Origin of the sequence: Kitasatospora sp. NPDC088783 (assembly GCF_044750705.1) — a bacterium.
GTDB classification, from domain to species: domain Bacteria; phylum Actinomycetota; class Actinomycetes; order Streptomycetales; family Streptomycetaceae; genus Kitasatospora; species Kitasatospora fiedleri.
The window spans coordinates 1-22,052 of sequence record NZ_JBIVKJ010000033.1 but is presented as its reverse complement, the minus strand read 5'-3'; the positions used below and the strand labels follow the sequence as shown (position 1 = coordinate 22,052).

Genomic DNA, 22,052 nt, shown 5'->3' with positions numbered 1-22,052 from the left:
GGCTGGCTCGGCAAGGTCATCTTCGGCGTCGACTCGATCGACGGCTTCTTCGACATCTCCACCTGGGTCGCCGCCATCGTCGGCTCGGTCATCCTCCTGGTCATCTACCGCCTGGTCACCGGCAACCGGCACAGCCGCGCCTGAACGATCCGCGTACCCGTGAGGCCGGCCCCCGACACCGGGGTCGGCCTCACCTCGTGTGCCCGGCCGGGCCCGCCGACCGTGGGCGCGCGCAATCAGGTCAACCGCCAAGACAGGACGTGGTTTCCGGGGCTTCCCGCTCCAGGCAGAATCTGTGCGAAAGTCGAGACCCCGCGTTTCCGTTCCCGGCCGCCTATTTGGCCAAACCGGGTGGGATTCGGGCGCGTTCCCGAGGACTACGCCGGATTCTGCAGAAAAACTCCCATTTTCTGTGAACGGTGGCATGGGTGCGCAGTGCCGGGGCAGACGGCTTTCCGTAGGAAGAACGTGAGAGCTCGACGCGAGGAGGCAGCGATGACCGAGGCTATGTGGGGTTACGAGGGTGCCGAGGGCTACGCCGCGGGCGCGAACCTGACGGGGTACCGGGTCGAGGCGACGGACGGCCACATCGGCAAGGTCGACAAGCACACCGTGGACGTCGGCGCCGGCTACCTCGTGGTCGACACCGGCCCGTGGATCTTCGGGCGCGAGGTGCTGCTCCCGGCGGGCACCGTCACCCGGGTCGACGACCAGGAGAAGACGGTGTGGGTCAACCGCACCCGGGACGAGGTCAAGAACTCGCCCGAGTACGACAAGGACCAGCACGCCGACGACCCGGCCTACCGCCAGCAGGTCGGCGACTACTACGGCAACGGCACCGGCATCTGACCCGCCGCACCCGGGCCGCTCAAGGTCCCGCGTCTTCGGACGCGGGACCTCTGCGTTTCCCACCGCCTCCACCGGACCGCGCCGAAAACCTCCGCGCCGGGGACTCCCGTCCCGCAACCGGGCGTCTGCTACCGCACCGTGGCGAGAGCTCGAGGCTGGACGGTGCCGCTCGGCCCGTGGGGCCGTGAGGGCCGGGCAGGCACGCTGCCGTCCCGCACGCCGAGACCCCACAAGTCCTTCGCGCAATCAGAAGGCATGCGCGCGTTGCCAAGGGGTAGACAAGGGCAGACCGTGCCGCTGTGGGAAGGAACCGACCGTGACGAGGGACCAGCTCCTGACAGCAGCGCCCAACCCGATGAACGAACGTACGCACATCGCGCCGCCGCGCGGCCCCCGGGAGATCGCACCGGAGCTGGCGGAGCTCGGCGATCTGACGGGGGTCGCACCGGCCGACGCCCGGGACCTGACCCGGGTGCTGCTGGTGCGCCTGGCCGGTCTGGAGGAGGGCACCCGGGAGTACTCCTACGTGCGGGCCTCCCTGGTGGAGCTCAATCTCTCCCTGGTGCGCTTCGTCCTTCGTCGTTTCGGCTCGCACCGGGAGAGCACCGAGGACCTGATGCAGGTCGGCGCGGTCGGACTGATCAAGGCCATCGACCGCTTCGAGACCGAGCGCGGCTTGGAGTTCACCACCTTCGCCGTCCCCACGATCCTCGGGGAACTGCGCCGGCACTTCCGTGACACCACCTGGGCCGTCCACGTGCCCCGGCGACTCCAAGAGCTGCGCCTGACCCTGTCCAAGGCCCAGGACGCCCTGTCGCAGACCCTCGACCGGGCGCCGACGGTGGCTGAGCTGTCCGAGTACCTGGGGATGGCGCAGGAAGAGGTCATCGAGGGGCTCCAGGCCGCGAACGCGCACAGCACCGACTCCCTCGACGTGCCGGCCGGGCCGGACGGCGACGGCCCGGGCGCGTTCGCCGCCAAGATCGGCAGCACCGACGAGCGCCTGGGCATGGTGGAGGACCTGGTCTCGCTCCAGCCCCTGATCGCCGCCCTGCCCGAGCGCGACCGCCTGATCCTGTCGATGCGCTTCACCGAGGATCTGACGCAGTCCCAGATCGGCGAGCGCCTCGGCCTGTCCCAGATGCACGTCTCCCGCCTCCTCTCCCGCGCACTCGCGAAGCTGCGCCGGGGACTCGAGGCGGTTTGAGGCAGGTCGGCCCACGGAGCGGAACGGTCGGCAACCAACGCGCCCGCCCGCAGGACACCGCCCCGCACGGTGAGAGGCTGTGAGAATGCAGTCGTACGATCACGTCACGTCCGCCCAGGTGGGCGCTGTCGCGCTCGAGGACAGTGCCGGCGCCGACGTGCGGTCCGGCGGTGACGGCATCACCGTCTGCCAGATCGCCGGAGACCTGGACATCGAATCGCTGGCACCCGTCAAGGAGACCCTCGCCGAGGTGCTCCGCGGCAACCGGCTCGTCGTCCTCGATCTGGCCCAGGTGGCGTTCTGCGACTCCTCGGGGCTGAACATGCTGCTCACGGCCCGTGCGGACGCCCTCGCCGCCGGTGCCGTGCTGCGGCTGGCGGCAGTGTCGCAACCCGTGAAGCGGCTGCTGGAGATCACCGGAGCCGCAGCCGCTTTCGACGTCCGCCCCACCGTCCAAGCCGCGATCGCCGAACTGCCGTGACCGTGACTTCTGTGCCCCATCGGGTCCGGGCGCAGCACACGACCCAGCCGAATCAGCCGCAGTGCAGCGGGCAGGCGAAGCGGCAAGGACCGCCAACGCGAAGGGCCGACCCAATGATCCCTGCCCGGCAGGCCCTCGACGACAGCCTGTCCGTCACCGTGCCGACGCTGCCGCCGGGCGGCCAGCGACGCCGCCTGGCCATGGACAGGCAGCGCAAACCGGTCGCCCGCGCGCGGGAGTTCACGCGCGGTGCCCTGGCCGACTGGTCGTGGCCCGGCGCCGACGACATCGTCCTGCTGGTCGCCGAACTCGTCGCCAACGCCGTGCTGCACGCCGGCGGTCCCCAGGACCTCATCCTCCACGCCACCGACACCCGTCTGCGCGTCGAGGTCACCGACGCCTCCCGGACCGCACCCGCACCGCGCGAACCGCACCAGCCCAGCACACCCGGCGGCCACGGCCTCCACATCGTGCGTACGATCTCCGACCGATGGGGCACCACACCACTTCCCTCCGGCAAGGTTGTTTGGGCCGAGATCGACGTCTCCTTGACCGTTGACAGGTGGCTTTGACCGCCTTCGGCGTCCGGGGGGATGCCCTGGGGGTTCAGTGGGTGTGGTTGTCCGGCGGGGGCCAGGGCCCCTCGTAGGCCGGTCCGCAGTCGGCGGGCAGGTTGGCCACCACCAACGCGGCTGCCTCCCGCGGGGTGAGGCCCTTGCCCAGGACCGACGAGTACAGCGGCCCGTACACCGAGCACGGCGTGCCGCCCGCGATGAACGGCAGGTCGTTGCTCCATGGGAACTGCGAGTTCCGGTGGAAGGTGAGACACCCGTGGCTCGGGAACGGGAACAGCACCCGCAGGCGCGGTTCGGCGTAGGCCGCCTCCATCACTGCCGGATCCCCCCGTCGTACCGCGGGGTCGCCCGCCAGCATCAGCCGCCAGGTCTTCTCAACCGTCGTCTCCTCAGCCATCCGGCGATCATGGCGCTCACCCCCCTGGCAGGCAACCTGCGCAGTCAGGTCTGGGCCCAGTCCTTCGGCCGGCGCGCGCATCGGAGCATCTTCCTGAAGCCGGTCAAGGTCACTTCGCAATCGGTCAAGGTCACCTGTCAAAGGTCACCTCTCCTCCTGACCAGCCATCCCGGCTGACTCATGGCGCGGTCGTCTGCCCGGTCATGGCGAATCGCTTCGGCTCTCGGGTGCTCGCCCAGGCCCGCACCCAGGAAATCGGTGCCGACGACCACGCCCGCCGCCAGCGCGAGCGTCACCGGGCCGCCCTTGCCGGTGCCCGCGCCCTTCCACCAGGGCCGGGAAGTCGTGGTCGAAGTCGGCGGGGGAGGGCTCGCGGGTGCGGCGGATCTCCAGGAAGCGCATCACGGCGAGGTCGAGGAACAGCGGCAGGCCGTGGGAGCGGGTGGCGATGGCCCGGCGCACCGGCTCGCCGATCAGCGCTCCGCCGCCGGGATCGGTGAGACGGCGGGCGAGGTAGTCCTCGCAGTCCTCGGGGCTGAAGTCGCCGATCAGCACCTGCCGGTCGGCCTCCGCCGCGGTGCCTGCGCGCGGGGCTCCGGCGGCGCTCGCGGCCTCGGCAGTGTTCACGGTGACCCGGGTGGAGTCGACGGTGTTCGCCGCGGGCGGCGGGGACGCGGGCGGCGAGCTGCGGCCACGCACCGGGCCCGGTGTAGTCGAGCTGGCCTTGCAGCGCCTCGTCGGCCCACTGCGGCCAGCTGCGGCCGGTGATGGCGAACAAGACATTGGGCATCAGCCACACCACCCGCTGCATCAGGCGCTCCGGCTCGCGGTGGGTGCGGTCGCCGGTGTCCTCGAAGGTGTCCAGCAGCACCACCGGCACGACGGCCTTCTTCGCGGGCAGCCGGTCGATCTCGTAGGCGAGCAGGTGCGGGGAGAAGGACAGCGCCTCCAGGTCCGGCTCCACCTCCAGTAGGTCCGCCAGCCGCGGGCACCCGGCCAGCGCCCGGGCAGTGCTGCGGCGCTCGCGCACCACCCGCACCAACGCGGTGGCCACCTGCCCGACCGCAGAGCCCACCAGCCCGGGCAGCGCGAGCTCCTCTGCGGCCTTCGACAGCGCCCCCTGCAGCTGATCGGGCAACGCCTTCGCCAGCTTGCTCACCAGCCCGGCGCGGCGCAGGTACTCCTCCAGGCTCTCCCCGGGGTGGTTGTGCTCCCAGTACCGGCCCAGCGCGAGGTCGAAGGCGGGCAGGGCGCGATCCAGCCCGGCCAGCGCCGGACGCAGCGTCAGCACCAGGCGTTCGGAGTCCGTCCCGGCCGAGCGGGCGAGGTCGGTGCGCACCGGCAGCAGCCGCGGCGCCGCGGGCCAGGACGGCTCTCCCCACTGCGCCGGCCGCGATCCGGCGGCGCCCAGCGCCGCCTCCAGCTTCCTGGACAGGGCGGACTTGCCAACGCCGCCGATGCCGTGGAAGACCAGCACGTTGCACCGCGCGCCCTCCAGGTCCTGGACATCGAAGCCCTCGGCGCCGACACGGACCAAGTGCTCGCCGAGGGCGGCCGAGAACACCGCCCACTGGCCCTCCCGGTTGGTGAACGCCTCCTCGGCACCCACGCTCCGGTCGTTCGACCCGAACGGCGCCCGCAGATCCCGCCCCGCCATCGGCCAGTCCCCTCCCTGGTGTCCGGTCCCAACCCCCGGGTTCGGGCGGGCCGGTGAGCGCCGTCCCGGCCCGATCGCGGGACCGGAGGCCAGGCAGGCAGCGGCGCCGACAGCGCCGGAGGCGCCCCTGCAGCCGACCGCCCCATCCCGCCCCCCTCTTCCTCCCCTCTTCCTTCCCTCTTCCGCCCGCGCCCCGGCCGACGGGAGCCCGCCGCGCTGCCGAAACGGGTCGGGGAGCACAAGGGCGTAATTCGTTCCTGCTGCGCGAGGTGGACCTGTGCCCGATGCCCACGCCCCGGACCCGCTCGGACCAGCCGCAGGCCCCGACAGCCCGCCTTTGGCGGCGGACGCGGCGCTGCTGGCCCTGGACGCGATCCGGGCGGTAATCGCTTGGTACCAGGCCGGCATCGAGACCGAGCGGGCCTCGGCGCAGCCGGACCCCGAACTCCTGCAGGAGTGGGCCGCCGACCAGCAGACCGCGGCCGCCGACCGGGACCGCCTCCGAACCGCCACCGACACGCAGGCGGCAGCGATCGCCGAGCGCTGCACCCGGCTGCTGCGCACACTCACCGCGGGGTAGACCCTGGCCGGGAGGAGCGCCGGAGCGGCCGGTGCCGCCTCCAGGCGACGCGGCTGCAGGGCGGGCGGCATCAGCTGCCGGGCCAGGGCCTCGGTGCGCCGCAGTTCGTCGGCGTGCTGCGGCAGCGCGTCCACCAGCGCGGCGTGCCGGGCGAGGAACTCGGCGGCCTCGCGCCGAGGTAGGGCCGCAGGCGCTCCAGGGCGAGCGCCGCGATCGGGTACGAGCCGCCGTCGCGGCCCTGGAGGCGCAGGTCCCGTCCGGCGCGGTCGACGATGTGCAGCGCGTCGAGGGCGGGGTGGGTGACCGCGGCGCGCACGGCCTGGTCGACGCCGTCGAAGACGGCGCGGTGGCCTTCGGGCGCGGTGAAGCGCGCAGGCACGCCTGCGCGCTGGTTGTCGGCGTAGCGCTGGGCCGTGCCCTGGAGGCTGTCGGCCTCCCGGACCGCGAGGACCTGCAGCACCACGTGGTAGCCGCAGGCGTGGAAGGCCGCGGCGAGGGCCAGGAGGTCTGCGGCGCGCGAGGGCGCGACCTCGACCATCGCATCCGCCCGGTGCGCGCGCACCGGGTCCTGGGTCTGGCGCATCCGCAGCGTGTAGTCGTGGCGCACCAGTTCACCGGCCCGGCGCGGGTCCTGGAGCAGCAGCATCGCGTAGTCCGGGTGGAGGGCCTTGAGATCGTCGCCCGACAGGTGCACGCAGTGCGGGTCCTATCCGGCCAAGGACCCGTCAGGCCGCCTTCGTCTTGCCCGCGCCGGGCTGCCCGGCGACGGAGACGACCCGCGGGTGCTTGCGCGGGACGAGGCGCTCCAGCAGGGGAGCGGCGATCTTCTCCTCGAAGTCCCGCTGGTGCTGGCGGGGGTTGAGGCGGTACCGGTCGACGCCCGGGGCGGCGGCGCGGGCCTGAGGCGGCCGCCGGACCCGCTCGGACCCGCGCGGCGAGGGCCAGCGCCCGGGCGGGGTCCCGCTCGACGGCCAGCACCCGGTCGGCAGGAACCAGCCGCTCGGCCCGGACGAGGTCGCGGCGCACCGCGTCCACCGAGTTCTCGAACCAGGCGCTCTCCCGCGCCCCCCAGCACCGGTCGCGCTCCTCCACGACGGCCTCCGGCCGCCGCCCGCCGCACCCAGCCCCTGCCGCGGACCTCGTTGCTGTACAGCACCTCCATCCCGCGCCGCACCACGGTGACCCGATCGGCCAGGCACTGCGCGTCGATGGCCCGCAGGGTCTCCACCAGCCCGGCGGCACACGCGTCGTGGTTGACCCAGGACACGTACCGGCCCACCCCCGCCACCAGCGTCTGCGCCGTGTAGCGCTCGACCGTGCCCAGCAGGCTCACCGCCTCGTGCACCGCTACCACCAGCACCTCCACCCGGTACCCGGCCGCCCTCCACACCGCGGCCTCGGCGCGGAAGGCGTCCGGGTCGGCGAGCGCGCTCTCCACCAAGGCATCCCGGCCCGCGGCCCGGGCCGCTTCCTCCGCCTCAGCCTGTCGCGCGCGCACGGCCTCCCGGACCACGGCTCCGGCGGTGCGCACGTCCCGCTCCAGCAGCGCCGCGTACTGCTCCTCGGAGTCTTTGTAGAGGTCGCTGCAGATCCGGACGGCCGGTCCCCGGAGCAGCAGGACGGCGTGGAGCACGTCGCCGAGCGCGGTCTTGCCTGCGCCGGGCTGCCCGGCGGCGATGACGACCACCGGCCGACGGCCCAGGTCGGCGCCATCCTTGCAAGGCAGCCCGGCGCGGTCCGAGGGACCGGACCCGCTGGCCTGTGTGCGCTTCACCGGTGCCTCGCTCACCACGCCACCCGTCAGATTTGTTCTGGATCTAGTTAAGAAGTCATCTCATTTGGACTTGTAGGCTGTTCACGTGACGATCGTGGAGCGCCTGGTGCCGGATGAGTTGTGGGGGTTGTTCCAGCGGGTGGTGCCGGCGGCGCCGACCCGGCCGCAGGGCGGAGGCCGCCGCCGGCACGGGGACCGTGAAGTGCCGGCCGCGATCGTGTTCGTCGCCACCTCGGGCTGCACATGGGCCCGGCTTCCGTCCTGCTTCGGGCCGTCCGGTCCCACCGCGCACCGCCGGTTCGCGGAGTGGACCGCGGCCCGGGTGTGGGCCAAGCTCTACCGCCTGGTCCTGGACGAACTCGGTTCGCGGGGCGAGTTGGACCGGTCTCGGTGTGCGGTCGACTCGGTGAACATGCGGGCCCTGAAAAAGGGGATCTGACGGGTCCGAATCCTGTCGATCGGGGCAAGTTCGGGTCGAAGATCCACTTGCTCACCGAACGCACCGGTCTGCCTATCTCGCTTGCGGTCTCCGGCGCGAACCTGCACGACAGTCAGGCCCTGATCCCGCTCGTCGAGGCCATCCCGCCGATCCGCTCGCGCCGCGGGCCGCGTCGGCGCCGGCCCGGAAAGCTCCACGGCGACAGAGCCTACGACCACCGTTTCATCCGCTCCTACCTGCGGCGACGGCAGATCGCCCACCGCATCGCCCGCCGCGGCATCGAATCCTCGACCCATCTTGGCCGACACCGCTGGGTGATCGAGCGAACCGTGGCCTGGCTCGGCGGGTACCGCCGACTCCACCGCCGCTACGAACGCAAGGGCACCCACTTCGCAGCCTTCGCCACCATCGCCGCCGCCCTCATCTGCCACCGCAGACTCACCAAATGAGATGACTTCCAAGGGCGTGTCCGAGCAGACCTCGGAGCGGCTTTGCGCGGTGCTCGCGGACTGGGACACCGGTCTGCTCCAGCGGTGCCCAGGCCGGACCCGGGAGATCGGCCCCGGGCCCGGCCTGTTGAACCCGGACCTCAGCAGTCCTCGTCTTCGCCGTCGGCCGGCGGGCGCAGCCGGTCGTCAGCGTCGACCTGGCCCCAGCGCAGGGCGTGCCGAACGGTATCGGTCATCCACACCATGGCCTGCTCGGGAGCGGGCTGGGTGAGCTTGTAGACCTCGCTGACGATCCGCATGCCGCCGGGATGGGCGGCGACGCCGACCAGGTTGTTCCACAGGTCGACCCGGTACTCCCACCGCTCCGGTTCTCCGCGCCGTTGCGGCACCGGGACGGGGACCTCGGCGCGGACCCGGGCGCCGTTTCGCTCCGAGTCGGCCCGGCCCTCGCAGGCCCGCAGCAGGACGGCATTCTACTCGTCGCCAATGGCCGGGTGGGGGAGGAAAGCGCGGGTGCTGTCGCGGAACCACCCGCGCAGCAGGGCGTCGTCATTCCCGATGCGTTGCTGGCCGTCGCCGTCGACCAGGGTGCCGATGAGCTGGCCGAGGTGGGCGGCCGGCTCCAGGTCGCCACTCCGCCGGTAGTCGACAGCGACTATGACCCGCCAGGTCTGCTCCTTCCACCGCGTCGGATCCGGGCCGTCGCCGTCGCAGGTGCCCCAGCCCGCGCCGAGCCGGACGGCCTGCCGCATGTTCAGGCCCGCCGAACCTGCCGTTCGTCAGGCCGGCCAGGCGCTGCGGGATGTGCGGGGCGCGGGTGCGGTGAAAGCCGGACTCGGGTGACCAGCACCAGGGGTTGCGCTTGAAGGTGAGCCGGAAGTCGGGGTCGTCCACCAGGTCCTCACCGTAGGGGGAGTCCTCGTGGCCGGTGCAGGGCTGGCAGGTGTGCCCGCGGTAGGCGGGGTATCGGCCGTCTGGGCCGCGTCGGCGGGTGTTCGGTACGGAGGCGGCAGCGGTCTTCGTCATGCCGTGACAACGGGCCCGCGGCGGCGGACACGCGCCCGGGCCCGGCACGGTGGCGAGGTGCGCCTCGTCAGGTGGGGCCAGCTGCGTCTTCCCACCCGCCTCCCGCAGCGACGGCGGGCCGACGGCGGTGTTCGAGGAGAACCGGCAGGCGGTGCTGTTCGGGGAGACGTTCCGCGGCCAGCGCCCTCGACCTGGCGACGGGACTCCTTCCCGAGCAGCAGCCGGGGCCGTCGCTGACGGGCGGTCAGCGGACGAAGGTGGGCCTGGTCCGGCATCACAGCTGCCGGACCAGGCCCACCGCGCATTGCGCCGCCCCTCAGCCCCACCGAGCCCGCCGAGACCGCGACACCGCCGCAGCAGGCAGACGGCCACCGGTCCCGTTCGTCCAGGACGTACGGGACCGCCTGCAGGCCGGTGGGGCATCGCTCCTGCCTGGAGCTGATGGGCACCGTGTGCTGCCGGATCTGGATTCCCGCGCGCACCCCGGGTGCGCTGCGTTCGCGGGCTCGTCAGGGTGCTGTGGAGCGCTGGGGCCGGCAGTTGACCTGCTTGTCCGGGGGGTCGTCACCAGGCGGGCAAGCCCCTTCGCCGATAACGGTTTGGCTACGCAGGGCAGGCCGGGCGCGGCCGGCCCGGGAGAGCGCACGACGTCAGGCGCAGAGCCAACTGTCAGTCATTTCATTGCAATGAAAAGTAAATTGATGGCCCGTCAGAATTTTCAGTGACGAATCTTGCGTTTTTCTCCGCCGGGGATGGGTGGATATTTTGTCCGCAATCATGGCTATAGGAGCCATTGGTTGGACTTGCTTATTTCTGCTGCTGGATCGCCCATTGGTGAGGGTTTGCGCTTCATGGCGGGGGTGGCGGAATGTCTCGCCTTCCGGATATATCTAGCCGCTGTTCATGAAGATTTCCTGGGAGTTCGAGTGCTGACGATTCGCCGTAGCGTGGTGCTGCTGCTCTGCATGATCCTGGCCGTGCTCGGGATAGCGGACGGCGCCACGGCGCTGGAACAGTGGGCGCCTGCCCCCAAGTCCCAGGCGGATCCCGGCGAGCGGCCCTCCCAGCACCGGGCCGCGATCGATGGGTCGCACGCCGCGACCTCGCGCCAGACCGAGACGATCACCGACGGCGGCCGGGCCGGGCATGCGCCTGCCGAGGGAGAACTGGCCGAGGACGCGGCGTCCGAGCCGGGTAAGGACCCGCTCGACGTCGCCGCTCCCGCGCTGCCGGTGCCGAAGACCGAGCTGACGACCGGGCCGGAGGTCTCGGCCGCTCCGGTGGTGGGGTTCGACCGGAAGAGCAGTACCGAGGTCGTCGGCGAACGCGACGCCCAGCAGCGGGTGTACCTGAACAAGGACGGCACCTACACCACCCGCTACTACACCGCCCCGGTCAACTTCCGCCGCAAGGACGGCAGCTGGCAGCCCATCGACGCGACCCTGGAGCCGCGCATCGGCTCGACGATGGGCCGGTCGGTTGCCGGCCAGGACGGCTGGACCACGAAGTCCGGCGAGCGTGAACTGTCGTTCGCGGCCGCCGCAGACCGGGACCCGCTGGTTTCGCTGGATCTCGGCGACGGTCTCGCGGTCGGCTACGCGCTGCGCGGCGCCGCCGCCTCCGCGGGCAGCGTCGAGGGCGAGAACATCACCTACCGTTCGGTGTTCCCGAAGGCGGACGTCGAGTTCCGGGCCGGCAGCGACTCCTTCAAGGAGGTGCTGCTGCTCCAGGACGCGAGCGCCCCCACCGAATGGGTGTTCCCGCTACGACTGAAGGGCGTCACCGCCTCGATCGAGGACGGCGCGCTGATCCTCAAGGACGGCCAGGGCGCCGTGCGCGGGCGGATGCCGGCCGGCTGGATGGAGGACTCGAACCAGGCCCCGAACTCCGGCGGCCAGGGCGTGGTCTCCTCCGGCGTGACGTACGAGCTGATACCCGACGGCGCGGGCACCGCGCTGAAGGTCAAGCTGGACGAGCAGTGGCTGCACGCCCCCGACCGGGTCTTCCCGGTGAAGGTCGACCCGTCGGTGACCTCGGTGCGCCCCGTCGAGGGCACCTACGTGATGTCCGGCTACACCGCCGACTACTCGGGTGACACCGAGCTGAAGGTCGGCACCTACAACGGCGGTGGCAACAAGGCCGCCTCCTTCCTCAAGTTCAGCGGTGTCGAGAACACTCTGCGCAACGCCTCCGTGCTGGGCGTCAAGCTGTCCGTGTACAACTCCTGGTCGTCCTCCTGCAAGGCCAAGCCGGTGACGGTCCACCCGGTCACCTCCAACTGGTCGCAGGGATCGGTCCGCAGCTGGCCCGGCCCGTCCATCGGGGCCGCGCTGACCTCGGCGAACTTCGCCCACGGCTGGCGGGCCAGTGACAGCAGCGCGTGGTCCTGCGCCCCCGCCTGGGAGCCGATCGACCTCGGCGAGGAGGGCAAGAACCTCGTCAACCGCTGGACCCACGGCTGGCAGGCCAACTACGGCCTGGCGCTGAAGGCCGACGACAACGACTCCGGCGGCTGGAAGCGGTTCGGCAGCGACAACTCCGGCGCCGCTGCGCCGAGCCTGGACGTCACCTGGTCGAAGTACGGCGCGGACTACGAGCTCTTCGACTGGGTCCAGCCGGTGACGGCCACCCAGGAGGGCGTCTTCCGGGTCCGGGCGTGGAACCGCGGCCAGGAGACCTGGACGCCCGGCGGCAACTACAAGATGTCGTACCTGCTGTTCGACCAGTGGAACAACAACATCACCAACTACGGCACCAACATCGCCTGGACCCCCGTCTCCGCGGACACCCCGACCAATGCCGGGAACATGTTCGAGGCCAGGATCAGGCCGCTGCCACAGGGCACGTACAAGATCGTCTGGACGATGGACGACTACGGCACGAAGAGCTTCTCCGCCGACGGCATCACCTCGCCCGCGATGATGTTCTCCTCCATCAACATCCCGCCGGTGCTCAACCGCCTGGCCCCGCCCTCGCAGTCCGTGGTGCGCCAGCTCCAGCCCACGCTGAGCGCCGAGGGCACCGACCCCGACCGCTCCCCCCTGGCCGCCCTGGACTACCGCTTCGAGGTGTGCCGGGTCGTGGGCCAGGACGCCCGGGTCGACTGCAAGCAGTCCGCCTGGGTGCACTCGGGCAACTTCGTCGTTCCCGAGGGCTGGCTCTCCTGGAACGAGCAGTACGCCTGGTACGCCGAAGCCGGTGACGGCGCCACCAGCAGTGCCAAGTCCCAACCCTCCTACCTGCGCACCCTGCTGCCGCAGCCCGCGCAGTACGCCACCTCCGCCGACTCCGGCCGTGACTTCAACGCGGCCGTCGGCAACTACACCACCGCGGCCACCGACGCCGCGCTGCCCACCGTGGGCCCGGAACTGTCCGTGACCCGCAGCTACAACTCCCTCGATCCGCGCGTCGACGGTGCGTTCGGAGCGGGCTGGACCAGCCGCTGGGACATGCGCGTCCAGGTCGAGTCCAGCGGCTGGCTCACCCTGCCCGGGAACGTCGTCCTCACCGCCTCCAACGGTGCCCGCGCCCGCTTCGCCTGGGACGGCGCCAAGCAGGCGTACATCGCCGGCGGAGGCATGGCCGCCGACCTGCGCAAGGCCGACGGCGGCGGCTGGACGCTCACCGACCGCGCCGGCACCGTCCACACCTTCGACACCGGCGGCCGTCTCACCAAGGTCACCGACAGTGCCGGCCACACCCAGAACCTCACCTACACCGGCGGGAAGCTCAGCCGCGCCACCGACGCCCTCTCCGGCCGCCACCTCGACTTCACCTGGACCGGCAGCCACATCACCGGCGTGGCCGTATCCGGCGCGAGCGGCAGTTGGACGTACGTCTACAGCGGCGACCGCCTCACCAAGGTCTGCCCGCCCGGCACCGCCGCCAACGCCGCCACCGGATGCACCCTCTACGAGTACGGCACCGGATCCCAGTACCAGGCGGCCCTCCAGGACGCCGGACCGATCGGATACTGGCGCCTGGGCGGCAGCGAAGGCACCGCCGACAACACCGCCCGCACCCCCGACCGCGCACCCGCCCAGTCCACCGACGTCACCTGGGGCGCGACCGGAGCCCTCACCGGCTCCACCGACACCGCCGCGACCTTCAACGGCAGCACCTCGTACGTCGAACTGCCCGCCAAGTCGATCAGCGGCTCCACCTACCGCTCCGTCGAACTCTGGTTCCGCACCGCCGCCCCCGGCGTGATCCTCACCTACCAGAACCGCACCATGGCCGAGGCGCCGAACAACGTCGTGCCCGCCCTGTACGTCGGCTCCGACGGCAAACTGCGCGGCAAGTTCAACACGACCGGCGACCCGATCACCTCCACCGGCTCCGTCAAGGACAACGCCTGGCACCACGTCGTGCTGTCCGGCGCGCAGTCCAGCACCGCCCTCTACCTCGACGGAAACCGCGTCGGCACCATCGACGCCGCCATCGACCACCTCGACATGACCCGCACCTACCTGGGCGGCGGCTACACCGGCAACTGGCCCGGCGGCAACGGCGGCTGGTCCTGGTTCAACGGCCAGATCGACGACGTCGCGCTCTACGACTACCCCGTCACCGACCAGATCGCCGCCGAGCACTGGGCACTGCGCACCGGCACCGCCCAACTCACCAAGACCGTGCTGCCCTCCGGCCGCACCAGCACCCAGATCGGCTACGACCAGTCCACCGACCGCGTCAGCAGCATCAAGGACGCCGCCGGCTCCGAATGGAAGGTCTCCGCCCCCACTTTCACCGGCGGATCGTTCCTCTACAACAACGTCGTCAAGGCTTCCGGCCCGGCCGCCTACTGGCGCCTGGGCGAGCGCGACGGTGCCACCGCGGCCAGCGAGGCCGGCACCGGCACCGCCGGCTCCTACGGCGACGGCGTCTCCAAGCGCGCCCCGGGCGTGTTCGCCCCGACCGACGACACCGCCGCCCGCTTCGACGGCGGCGCCAAGTCCCAGCTCGAAGTCCCCGACGACACACTGCGCGGCACCGGCGACCTCGCCGTCGAACTCTGGTTCGCCACCGACAAGCCCGGCGTCCTGGTCGGCGACCAGGAACGCGCTCTCGACGACCCCGCGGGCGTCGGCGGCAGCTACACCCCGCTGCTGTACATCGGTACCGACAACAAGCTGCACGGCCGCTTCGGCGGCGCCGCAGCCACCATGGCGAGTTCCGGCACCGTCACCGACAACGCCTGGCACCACGCCGTCCTCTCCGCCGCGGGCACCACCCAGACCCTCTACCTCGACGGCACCCCCGTGGCCACCGCGACCGGAGCCGTCAACCACCAGGCCAACACCCACACCTACCTCGGCGCGGGCTTCGCCAAGGGCGCACCCGCCGCCCCCGGCGACACCGGGCGGCTCACCGGAGCCCTCGACGAGGCCGCCGTCTACCGTCACCCGCTGTCCGCAGGCGACGTCCTGGCCCACTACCGCGCCCGCAGCTCCCAGGTCGCCGGCCAGGGCCTCGGCTACCGCGGCTCCGTCGTCGCCGACGCCCCCGCCGGCTACTGGCGGATGGACGAGAGCGCCGGCACCACCGCTGCCAGCGAGGTCGCCGCCATCGACGGCAAGGGCAACTACGCCCCCGGCGTCCAGCTCGGAACCGAGGGCGTCTTCGGCGTCGGCGACGGCCGCGCCGCCACCTTCAAGGGCACCAGCAACTCCTACCTCGACCTGCCCACCCCGATCCTGCAGAGCGGCAAGGAACTCGCCGCCGAACTCTGGTTCCGCACCGCCGCCCCCGGCGTGCTGCTCAACTACCAGAACCGCACCATGGCCGAGGCGCCCAACAACACGGTGCCCGCCCTGTACGTCGGTTCCGACGGCAAGCTCCGCGGTGCCCTCAACGGCATGGCCGGCGGCCCGCTGACCTCCGGCACCGCCGTCAACGACAACGCCTGGCACCACACCGCGCTCACCACCGGCCCGAACGGCGTCTCGCTCTACCTCGACGGAACCCTGGTCGCCACCGCCACCGGCACCGTCGACCACCTCGACATGACCCGCACCTACCTGGGCGGCGGCTACACCGGCAACTGGGCCGGCGGCAACGGCGGCTGGTCCTGGTTCAACGGCCAGATCGACGAAGTCGCGTTCTACCAGCACCCGCTGAGCGCCGACCGGATCGCCGACCACTACCTGGCACGCTCCCAGTCCACCGCCACCACCCTCGCCTCCCGGGTCACCGTCACCGACCCCGCCGGCGGCACCTCCACCGACGTCCACGACGCCCAGCGCGGCATGCGGCTGATCTCCCGCACCGACCCCGCCGGCGCCACCACCACCTACTCGTACGACACCGGCGGATTCCTGCACACCGTCACCGACCCCAACGGCCACTCCACCGTCACCGGCCAGGACGCCCGCGGCAACACCGTCTCCACCACCACCTGCCGGGACGCCAACTCCTGCTGGACCTCCTACACCGCGTACTACCTCAACAAGGACGACGCCAAGGACCCGCGCAACGACCGGCCCACCGAGAGCCGAGACGCCCGATCCAGCGGCCCCGCCGACAACCGCTACCGCACCACCATCGGCTACACCGCCCTCGGCCAGGTCGGCACCACCACTCTGCCCGACGGCCGGACCCTGCGCTCCACCTACACCACCGGCACCGAGCCCGCCACCGGCGGCGGCACCACCCCCGCCGGCCTGCTCGCCACGAGCGTCACCGCAGCCGGCCTCACCACCACACTCACCTACTACAGCTCCGGCGACCTGGCCTCCCGTACCGAACCGTCCGGACTGCGCACCACCTACACCTACGACGCGATGGGCCGCCAGAGCGGCACCACCGTGTACTCCGACGCGCAGCCGGCAGGCCTGACCACCACCACCGAGTACGACGCGCTGTCCCACGTCACCTCCGTCACCGGGCCCGTCGCCCACGACGCCGTCACCGGCGCCGCCCACCAGGCGCGCACCACCAGCACCTACGACGCCGACGGCCGGGTGCTCGGCAACACCGTCACCGACCTCCTCGGCGGCGACCCCTCGCGCACCGACAGCACCGAGTACGACATCGCCGGCCGCGTCGCCAAGACCACCGACGCCGAAGGCGGCACCACCGGATACGGCTACGACGCGCTCGGCCGCACCATCCGCACCACTGACGCCCTCGGCCAGGTCACCCGGTTCACGTACACGGTCCGTGGCCAACTCGCCACCACGGTCGTCGAAGGCTGGAACGGCGACGGCCAGGCCGCCCGTGACGCCGTCGTCGAATCCCGCTCCTACGACCCCGCCGGCCGCCTGGAGTCCGTCACCGACGCGATGGGCGCCAAGACCGCCTACACCTACTACGACGACAACCTGCTCGCCACGACCACCGCCACCGCGGTCACCCAGGCCGACGGCACCAGCCACCCCGTCGTCCTGGAACGCGACGAGTACGACGGTGCGGGCCGCCTGACCAGGCAGGTCACCGGCGGTGGCCGTACCACCGTGACCAACGCCTACGACGCCGCCGGACGGGTCGTCAAGACCGTCACCGACCCCGACGGTGCAAACCGCTCCGCCACCGTCGAGTACGACGCGGACGACCGGATCGCCACCGCCACCGCCCCCGTCAGCGCGAGCGAGAACCGCATCACCCGTCACACCTACGACAGCGCCGGGCGACTGACCCGCACCGAGGTCCAGTCCTCCGCGTCCCCGCTCAACGCCGCCACCACCTACACCTACGACCAGCGCGGCCTGACCACCACCAGCACCAGCCCCAACGGCAACGCCCCCGGCGCCGACCCCACCGCCTTCACCACCCGTTACGGCTACGACGAACTCGGCCGCCCCACCACCGTCCGGCTCCCCGCCGTCCAGGCCGAGAGCGGCGGCGGCACCGCCACCACCGTCAATCCCACCACCACGACCGGCTACAACACCTTCGGCGAAACCACTTCCGTCAAGGACCCCCGCGGTCTGACCACCACGCAGACCTACGACCGGCTCGGCCGAACCACCGGCACCGCCCTGCCCGGCTACACCCCGCCCGGCAGCACCACCCCGCTCACCGCCACCACCGCCGTCACCTACGACGCGCTGTCCCGGATCACCGAGTCCCGCGACGCCGCCGGCCGTCGGACCTTCCTCGAGTACGACCGGCTCGGCCACGAGCGCCGCCGCACCGACCCCAACTCCACCGGCGGACCGCTGACCCCGCCCGTCGACGACAAGCCACCCGTGTGGACCTCCACCTGGACCCCCACCGGCCTGCGCCTGTCCGTCACCGATCCGGTCGGCGGCCGCGCCGAGGCCACCTACGACGAGCTCGGCCGCACGCTCACCGCAACCGTCGTCGAACGCGTCCCCACCTTGCAGAACCTGACCACCCGACAGACCTGGGACGACACGGGCAACCTCGTCAGGACCACCACCCCCGGCGGAGCGACCACCACCGCCACGTACAACGCGCTCGGCGAGCAGCTCACCACCACCGACGCGGCCGGCCGCACCAGCACCGTCGCCTACGACGGCCTCGGACGGACCATCAAGACCACTGCTCCCCTGGGGCAGTCCACCGACTACGGCTACGACGCCCTCGGCAACGCCACCACCGTCACCGACCGCGCCGCCGACGGCACCGCCCTGCGTACGCGGAGCACCGGGTACGACCGTGAGAGCCACCCGGTCAGCAGCACCGGTGCCACCGGTGCCACCACCACCCGGACCTACGACGCGGGCGGCCGGCTCACCACGCTGACCGAACCCGTCGCCGCCGGCCAGAACATCACCACCGGCTTCGGCTACGACGCGGCCGGCCTCCGCACCCGCCTCACCGACGGCCGCGGCAACACCACCGTCTACACCTACACCCCTTGGGGACTGCCCGAGTCCACCGTCGAACCCGCCACCACCGCGTACCCCGCCGCCGCCGACCGCACCTGGACCACCAGCTACGACGTGGCCGGCCAGGCGGTCAAGCTCACCGAACCCGGCGGCATCGTTCGCACCCGCACCTTCGACCCGATGGGGCGGCTCACCAAGGAGACCGGCACCGGCGCCGAAGCCGCCACCGACACCCGCACCCTGCGCTACGACAAGGCCGGCCGCCTCGTCGAGGCCAGTGGCATCGGCATCAACACGCAGGACTTCACCTACAACGACCGTGACCAGCTCACCGAAGCCCGGGTCGCCGGCGTCGACCAGTCCTGGGAGTACGACAAGGACGGCCGGATCACCGACCGCTGGGACGCCAAGACCGGTACCTCCTCCTTCGGCTACAAGCCGGACGGCCAGCTCGCCTGGTCCTACGACCAGCTCTCCGGCGCCCAGTACTGGTACGGCTACGACGGCAACGGCCGACTCGCCACCCAGTACTACGCCGTCAAGGATGCGAACGGAGCTTTCAACGCCACCTCCAACCGCTCCTACGCCTACGACCAACTCGGGCGCCTCATCCTCGACAAGGTCGTCACCGAAGCGCCCGCTTTCACCCCGGTGACATCCACGTCCTACGACTACGACCTCGAGGACCGCACCACCCGCAGGACCGTCACCGGCAAGCCCGGCGACCCGGCCACCACCGACAGCTACAGCTACGACCAGGCCGGCCGCCTGACCTCCTGGACCACCGGCACCACCACCACCGCCTACGCCTGGGACGCTGCCGGCAACCGCACCAAGAACGGCGCCGCCACCGCGGTCTACGACGAACGCAACCGCCTCGTCAGCGACGGCACCACCACCTACCAGCAGACCGCCCGCGGCACCCTTTCCGCCACCACCACCGGCGGAACACGCACCACCCAGAAATACGACGCCTTCGACCGGCTCGCCGACGACGGCCAGAACACCTACGTCTACGACGGCCTGGACCGCATGATCCAGCGCGGCGGCACCAACTACTCCTACGACGGCGGCACCAACAACCTCATCACCGACGGCACCTGGCGCTACAGCCGGGACACCGCCGGACAACTGATGAGCGCCGCCGACGCCACCGGTGCCAAGCGGATCCGCACCGACCGGCACACCGACGTCACCGCCACCCTCGCCGTCGACGGCACCTCCACCACTTCCACGACCACCTACGACCCCTTCGGCAAACCCGTCGCCAAGACCGGCACCACCACCAGCCTCGGCTACCAGTCCGGCTGGACCGACCCCGCCACCGGCGACGTCAACATGCACGCCCGCTGGTACCGCCCCGGCACCGGCGCCTTCACCAGCCGCGACAGCTGGCAACTCGACCCGGATCCCTCCATCCAGGCCAACCGCTACACCTACGCGGGCGGCGACCCGCTCGACCAGACCGACCCCAGCGGCCACTGCCCGTTCTGCCTCGTCGCCGTTGCCTGGGGCGCGGTCAGCATCTGGGACGCCGTCGGCGCCGCAACCGCCGTCTCCATCCTCGTCGGCGGCACCGCGGTCGCCGTCGACAAGGCCGTCACCAACCACCAGACCGAGAACGCCATGCCGGGCAGCCACGCGGGCAGCGCCGCCACCACCTACACCCCCGCCCGACCGGCCACCTGGGACATCTGCGGGTCGCGCTGCGCCGGCACCGCGGGCGGCAGCTCCCACGCAGCGGCGGCCGCCGCTGCCGCCGCTGCCGGTGGGCCCGCCGCTGCCGCCGCTGCCGGTGGTGGAAAGAGCGGTGCCTGCGTCTACCACTGCTTCGTCGGTACCCAGACCAGGCCGGCTCCGGCGACCAAGCCAGCCCCCACCCCCGTGCCCGACCGTCCGAACCCAGGCCCGGAGTGGAAGCGTCCCGACTACCAGGAGATCCTCAAGAACATCGTCCGGGTCTACAGCGCCTGGGACCTGGCCCAGCGGTTTACCAACCAGAACAGCACCAGCCTGGCCCCAGACCAAGCCCCCAATCCGCAGCCAGGCACGGGTGCCACTCCCGGTACCGGAAGTGGCTCCTCCCAGCCCCAGTCTTGCCTGAACAATCGACCGCCGGGAGCGGAGAACGATGACCGGAACCGCACCACCGGCACCGGCTGGATCAAGTACGGCCCTATGGTGACGATTGCTCCCGGCATCGAGCAGTCCACCGGGGCGAGGGCTTGTCTGATCGGAGCTCCTTCGAAGAGCCGTGGTACCGGTGCTGGCGGCGACATCGCCGGATGGGCTACCGCGGAGAGCAAAGCTAGGGCGAACGGCTTTACTGTCAGCGGACCAGACGGCGGTTTCACCGATCTCGCTCGCTGTCACTACGTCGCACGCCAATTTGGCGGCCGTGGTGTCAGGGAGAACCTCGCTCCGTGCTTTCAGGTGGGCAGCAACACCGGACGCAACAGCATGGCAAAGTTCGAACGGCAGGTTGCAAAGGCTCTGACCAACAACCAGATTGTCGACTACCAGGTCACGCCCACCTATGCTTCTCCTGTGAACGCCATCCCGACGGGGTTCTGGATGAGGGCATCGACGCAGTACCCGGACGGTCGGCCCGGACAGGCGATCCAGCCGATGTACATTCCGAACGAGAAGACCAAAAACGGAGTCACGTACAATATGGGGAACTGGGGATGAGCGGACAACCGGCAGGCGATGGATTCGAGCGGCTCGCCACAATCTTGGGGTGGCCTGGCCACCGGCCTTTTCGAGTTGATTGGGATGCGGCTCCGGAAGGGGTGCGCATTTCATATCCAATGGATTATCGTAGATTCGTCGAGACCTACGGGAACGGGAGATTTGCCGGCGGGCTGGGGGTGGGTACACCCTTGAGGCCGCGAACCGAGCAGGAGCCCACCGGTTTTGAAACCATGCTCCGGTTCAATCTCGAAGTCGGTGAAGCCATCGAAGACTGGTATACCTGGGACCCGGGGGACCGTCCCTACGAACCTTATCCCGCACCAGGCGGCCTCTTCCTCTGGGGAAACGACCTGTCCGCCAACCAATTCCTCTGGGACATGTCTAATCCAAACCCAGAACGATGGCCTGTAGTAGTGTGGAACCCCAGCGACGAGGGATTCTTGACTTTCGAGACCGGAATGTCCGGGTTCCTTGCAGACCTCCTCGGGCGGGAGCATCCGCTTTCTGAAGAGCTGATCGACTTTGAATCGGGAGAACCGCTCTGGCAGGGCAGAGTGTGAATGGGTGGGGTGGTGTCAGTGGGTTGGGTGGCGAGGGAGCATTGAGCACGGGGAGCCGCTGAACTGGGCTTCTGTCGGCAGGAGTCATGGATCATGGCTGTCACAAGGCGAACAATCGGCTGTCATGTCCTGCTGATCAGGCGTAGCACGTCAGGACTGTGGCTGACATGAGGACGCCTGTTCCTGTGCGGCTGGCAGTGGTGGGGGAGTGGGCTGGTACCCGTGACCGCTGCATTTCTTCCTGTGCCGTCCGATCCCGTCCCGGGGACTTCTCCGGGGACCGGTGGGGACCCGTTTGTCTCCCAGGGTGAGGATCCCGGGGGGTCTTGTTTCGGTGTGAGTCGGTTGTTGAGCTGGGGCTCTGTGGTTTGGGTGCGAGGAGTTTCCGGGATGGCGGTGGTCAGGGTGCAGTGTGTGAGCTGGGGTTGTGGCTGGTTCGATGACTTTGGGTGGGTGTGTCGTGGGTGGTGTCTCGATCTAGTGTCCTGAGTCGGAGATTCGGTGGCAGTAGGCAGCGACCTTGTCGAGGATTTCGTCGGCGGTCTTGGTCCAGATGAACGGTCTGGGGTGGT

General features: G+C 70.9%; 16 protein-coding genes. 9 read left to right on the top strand and 7 right to left on the bottom strand.

Translation table 11 applies throughout. From position 1 onward, the window contains the following. From ACIP60_RS37865 to ACIP60_RS37845, 5 genes are all read left to right on the top strand, one after another. Window positions 1–144, top strand: a 144-nt coding sequence (locus ACIP60_RS37865) for a GlsB/YeaQ/YmgE family stress response membrane protein (RefSeq protein WP_400694096.1), incomplete at its 5' end; no start/stop codon positions are given. A gap of 351 nt (window positions 145–495) precedes the next feature. Next, a complete protein-coding gene (locus tag ACIP60_RS37860; protein WP_400686047.1) occupies window positions 496–849 on the top strand; it encodes a PRC-barrel domain-containing protein in 354 nt (117 codons plus the stop codon). 316 nt (window positions 850–1,165) lie between these two features. Further along, complete coding sequence (locus ACIP60_RS37855) at window positions 1,166–2,056, top strand: SigB/SigF/SigG family RNA polymerase sigma factor (RefSeq protein ID WP_400694089.1); 891 nt, start codon at window positions 1,166–1,168, stop codon at window positions 2,054–2,056. An 85-nt stretch (window positions 2,057–2,141) separates the two neighbouring features. Beyond that, on the top strand, window positions 2,142–2,537 hold the full coding sequence (locus ACIP60_RS37850) for an STAS domain-containing protein (RefSeq protein WP_400694086.1): 396 nt from the start codon (window positions 2,142–2,144) through the stop codon (window positions 2,535–2,537). Window positions 2,538–2,650: 113 nt separating this feature from the next. Continuing rightward, complete coding sequence (locus tag ACIP60_RS37845) at window positions 2,651–3,109, top strand: ATP-binding protein (protein ID WP_400694083.1); 459 nt, start codon at window positions 2,651–2,653, stop codon at window positions 3,107–3,109. A 34-nt stretch (window positions 3,110–3,143) separates the two neighbouring features. On the opposite strand, the gene ACIP60_RS37840 is transcribed toward ACIP60_RS37845, so the two are convergent. From ACIP60_RS37840 to ACIP60_RS37830, 3 genes are all read right to left on the bottom strand, one after another. Beyond that, window positions 3,144–3,509, bottom strand: a complete 366-nt coding sequence (locus tag ACIP60_RS37840) for a DUF6193 family natural product biosynthesis protein (protein WP_400694080.1) — start codon at window positions 3,507–3,509, stop codon at window positions 3,144–3,146. Between the two features lie 137 nt (window positions 3,510–3,646). Beyond that, window positions 3,647–3,805, bottom strand: a complete 159-nt coding sequence (locus ACIP60_RS37835; protein WP_400694077.1) for a hypothetical protein — start codon at window positions 3,803–3,805, stop codon at window positions 3,647–3,649. Continuing rightward, entirely contained in the window at window positions 3,802–5,166 is a 1,365-nt protein-coding gene (locus ACIP60_RS37830) for a hypothetical protein (RefSeq protein ID WP_400694074.1), read from the bottom strand. The genes ACIP60_RS37835 and ACIP60_RS37830 overlap by 4 nt, the downstream gene beginning before the upstream one ends. A 277-nt stretch (window positions 5,167–5,443) precedes the next feature. Here ACIP60_RS37830 and ACIP60_RS37825 point away from each other — a divergent pair, with 277 nt between their 5' ends. Beyond that, a complete protein-coding gene (locus ACIP60_RS37825) occupies window positions 5,444–5,746 on the top strand; it encodes a hypothetical protein (protein WP_400694072.1) in 303 nt (100 codons plus the stop codon). A 70-nt stretch (window positions 5,747–5,816) separates the two neighbouring features. Here ACIP60_RS37825 and ACIP60_RS37820 read toward each other — a convergent pair whose 3' ends face one another. Both ACIP60_RS37820 and ACIP60_RS37815 read right to left on the bottom strand, forming a co-directional pair. Continuing rightward, window positions 5,817–6,440 carry a zeta toxin family protein gene (locus tag ACIP60_RS37820; protein WP_400694069.1) on the bottom strand — a complete coding sequence of 208 codons (624 nt, stop codon included), beginning with the start codon at window positions 6,438–6,440 and terminating at the stop codon, window positions 5,817–5,819. 12 nt (window positions 6,441–6,452) lie between these two features. Further along, window positions 6,453–7,535 carry a zeta toxin family protein gene (locus ACIP60_RS37815; protein ID WP_400694066.1) on the bottom strand — a complete coding sequence of 361 codons (1,083 nt, stop codon included), beginning with the start codon at window positions 7,533–7,535 and terminating at the stop codon, window positions 6,453–6,455. A 76-nt stretch (window positions 7,536–7,611) separates the two neighbouring features. On the opposite strand from ACIP60_RS37815, the gene ACIP60_RS37810 reads away from it, so the two are divergent. Beyond that, a protein-coding gene (locus tag ACIP60_RS37810; RefSeq protein ID WP_400694092.1) for an IS5 family transposase occupies window positions 7,612–8,408 on the top strand; the annotation gives its coding sequence in 2 pieces (ribosomal slippage) (window positions 7,612–7,944 and window positions 7,947–8,408; 795 coding nt in all). Between the two features lie 140 nt (window positions 8,409–8,548). Here the strand turns inward: ACIP60_RS37810 and ACIP60_RS37805 are convergent. Then, a complete protein-coding gene (locus ACIP60_RS37805; protein ID WP_400694063.1) occupies window positions 8,549–8,797 on the bottom strand; it encodes a hypothetical protein in 249 nt (82 codons plus the stop codon). A gap of 84 nt (window positions 8,798–8,881) precedes the next feature. Next, window positions 8,882–9,160, bottom strand: coding sequence for a hypothetical protein (locus ACIP60_RS37800; RefSeq protein ID WP_400694060.1), 279 nt, complete (start codon window positions 9,158–9,160; stop codon window positions 8,882–8,884). Between the two features lie 1,200 nt (window positions 9,161–10,360). Here ACIP60_RS37800 and ACIP60_RS37795 point away from each other — a divergent pair. Both ACIP60_RS37795 and ACIP60_RS37790 read left to right on the top strand, forming a co-directional pair. Continuing rightward, window positions 10,361–20,917: a LamG-like jellyroll fold domain-containing protein gene (locus tag ACIP60_RS37795; protein WP_400694057.1), complete on the top strand. Its 10,557-nt coding sequence runs from the start codon at window positions 10,361–10,363 to the stop codon at window positions 20,915–20,917. Further along, a complete protein-coding gene (locus ACIP60_RS37790) occupies window positions 20,914–21,480 on the top strand; it encodes a hypothetical protein (RefSeq protein WP_400694054.1) in 567 nt (188 codons plus the stop codon). The genes ACIP60_RS37795 and ACIP60_RS37790 overlap by 4 nt, the downstream gene beginning before the upstream one ends. Window positions 21,481–22,052: the final 572 nt, after the last annotated feature.

Excerpts from the sequence above, each read along its gene's own strand:
- ACIP60_RS37860 (WP_400686047.1), top strand. The coding sequence starts at position 496 with ATGACCGAGGCTATGTGGGGTTACGAGGGTGCCGAGGGCTACGCCGCG.
- ACIP60_RS37850 (WP_400694086.1), top strand. The coding sequence starts at position 2,142 with ATGCAGTCGTACGATCACGTCACGTCCGCCCAGGTGGGCGCTGTCGCG.
- ACIP60_RS37845 (WP_400694083.1), top strand. The coding sequence starts at position 2,651 with ATGATCCCTGCCCGGCAGGCCCTCGACGACAGCCTGTCCGTCACCGTG.
- ACIP60_RS37840 (WP_400694080.1), bottom strand. The coding sequence starts at position 3,509 with ATGGCTGAGGAGACGACGGTTGAGAAGACCTGGCGGCTGATGCTGGCG.
- ACIP60_RS37830 (WP_400694074.1), bottom strand. The coding sequence starts at position 5,166 with ATGGCGGGGCGGGATCTGCGGGCGCCGTTCGGGTCGAACGACCGGAGC.
- ACIP60_RS37800 (WP_400694060.1), bottom strand. The coding sequence starts at position 9,160 with ATGCGGCAGGCCGTCCGGCTCGGCGCGGGCTGGGGCACCTGCGACGGC.
- ACIP60_RS37790 (WP_400694054.1), top strand. The coding sequence starts at position 20,914 with ATGAGCGGACAACCGGCAGGCGATGGATTCGAGCGGCTCGCCACAATC.